The 2,318-nt window shown below is 75.0% G+C and carries 2 protein-coding genes; both read left to right on the top strand.

The annotated features are described in order from the left end of the window. Positions 1–711, top strand: a 711-nt coding sequence (locus RKE29_RS29400; RefSeq protein ID WP_312008761.1) for an ATP-binding protein, incomplete at its 5' end; no start/stop codon positions are given. Between the two features lie 241 nt (positions 712–952). Further along, on the top strand, positions 953–2,318 hold a 1,366-nt coding region (locus tag RKE29_RS29395), incomplete at its 3' end, for a PAS domain-containing protein (RefSeq protein ID WP_312008760.1).

Here is a 2,318-nt window from a genome sequence, read left to right as displayed (position 1 = left end):
ACCCTGGCCACCGCCCTGGCCGACGGCTCCGCTGCCCTGGCCGACGGACAGCCTGCCGCACGGGCCGACAGGCAGCCTCACGCCCAGCCCGACGTACGGGCCGACACGCAGCCTCACGGCAAACCCGACGAGCAGGCCGGGGACGAGGCGGCGGAGCGGCTGTGCGACATGCTGACGGGTACCCTGCTGCCCTCCGACCGCCCGGCCCCCGACGACACCGCCCTGCTCATCGCCCGCACTCACGCCACGCCCGCCGAGTCCGTCGCCTTCTGGCCGCTGCCGGAGGACCCGGTGGCCTGCGGCCAGGCGCGCACGTACATCCGCGAGCAGCTGGCCGTCTGGGACCTTACGGAGCTGGAGACGACGACGGAGCTGATCGTCAGCGAGCTGGTGGGCAACGTGGTCCGGCACGCCCGGGGCCCGGTGGCCCTGCGTCTGCTGCGCAGCCGCACCCTGATCTGCGAGGTGTCCGACGGCTCCCTGACCACGCCGCACATCCGGCACCCGTCCGCCACCGACGAGGGCGGCCGGGGCCTTCAGCTGATCGCCGCCATGGCCGTCCGCTGGGGCACCCGGTACACCGGCACCGGCAAGTGCATCTGGACCGAGCAGCGGATTCCCGAAGGGCCCGGGGAAGGTGGAGAGGAAGGGCCGGAGGCCGACCTCGACCTGTGGTCCGAGGAGGGTGCCGACCATGACCTCTGGTCGTGAGGACGCACGGCGGGGGCGGCCGTGTCGCGCGCCGCCTCCCGCTCGGCGCGGCGCTCGCCCGCGCCGGGGCACCCGGTACACCCCCGCCGCACGTGCGTCCGGACCGAGCGGGCCAACCCCCGGCTGACGGCCCCGGGCGGGGCTTCGAGGCAATAGATCCGCATATGCGGGAGTATGGTCATGGGCTGGTCCCAGCCGGAGAGGGCGGCTTCTGGAGGGCGGTTTCTGGAGGGCGACGGTCATGAGCGTCACGCGCGGCAGGATTCCGCAGGACCGGTCGGGCCAGGTGCGGGCCGACCGGCTCGGGATGCTCGCGGACCTGGACAGCGACCAGCCGGACGTCGAGGTGCTGCGGCAGGCCCTGCTGCACGCGACGGCCGAGGTCGGCGGACTCGGCGGGATGGCGCACCTGCGCGCGCCGGAGGTACTGGCCGGGGCCATCGAGCTGCTGGCGAGCACCGGGCTGTCTCCCTCGTTCACCCGGCCCTGGCTGCACGTCTCCGAGGACGACTCGGCGGCCCCGGCCCGGGCCGTCAGGGAGAACGGATTCGTCTACCTGCCCACCGTGGCCGTGCCCAAGCAGGCGTACGCCAACCTGTCCGCCCTGACCGTGACCGACCCGGCGGTCGTGAACCCTCCGACCGAGCGGGACGCCGTCGGCGTGCCGGCGGGTGCCGGGATCGCCGCGGTGCCGCTGCCGGGGCCGGGCGGGCCGCTGGGCGCCCTGTCGGTGGTGTTCCCGGCGTCCCAGGTGCCGGAGCCCGGGCAGCGGGCGTTCCTGGCGGAGGTGGCCCGGTGGGCGGGCGGGCGGCTGCGGCTGTCCGCGCCCGGCCCGGCCGGGGTGTCCCCGACCCTGCTGGCCGGGGACGTACGGCAGCCGAGCCCGGAACAGCCGCAGACGGCGCAACCGGAAACCAAGGAGGACTGGGACTTCGACCGGCGCACCGGCGTCATACACAGCCGCGGTGGCACGCTGTACGAGTCGCTGGGCCTCCCGCGGCCGTGCCCGGTCGAAACCTGGGTCGACCGGGTCCACCCCGAGGACCTGCCCTGGGTGACGGCGGAGGCCGACCGGGCCCTGCGCACCAGCGGCGTGTACGCCGTGGAGCACCGCATGCGTGCCATGGACGGCACGTACATCTGGATACGCAGCCGCGCCGACGTCGTCACCGACGAGCACGGCGAACAGGCCCGCGTGGTCGGCACCAGTTGGAACACCACCGGCTCGCACGCGGGGCTGGAGTCGGTGGGCCGCGCCCTGCTGCACATGAGCGACGGGTTCCTGTCGGTGACCGAGGACTGGCGGGTCGGGTTCGTCAACGCGGCGGCCGAGCGCCTGCTCGGTTCCGTCTCGCGGGAGATGGTCGGCCGGCCGCTGTGGGAGGCACCGGCGCTGCGGTCCGTGCCCGGGGTGGAGACCCGGTGCCGCCAGGCCGTCGCCGACGGCCGGCCGGTGAGCTTCGAGATGCCGGGGCCCGGAAGTGACCAGTGGTACCAGGTGCGGCTGGTGCCCATCCCGGAGGGACTGACGGCGTACGTCGCCGACATCACCGAGCCGCGCCGCCGGGAGGCCGAGCACCAGGCCGCCGAGCGGGCCGCGGCCGAGC

Source organism: Streptomyces sp. B1866 (genome assembly GCF_031932565.1).
In the GTDB taxonomy this organism is placed as follows: domain Bacteria; phylum Actinomycetota; class Actinomycetes; order Streptomycetales; family Streptomycetaceae; genus Streptomyces.
The sequence above is the reverse complement of the archived record's forward strand: the minus strand, read 5'-3'. Positions and strand labels throughout refer to the sequence as shown.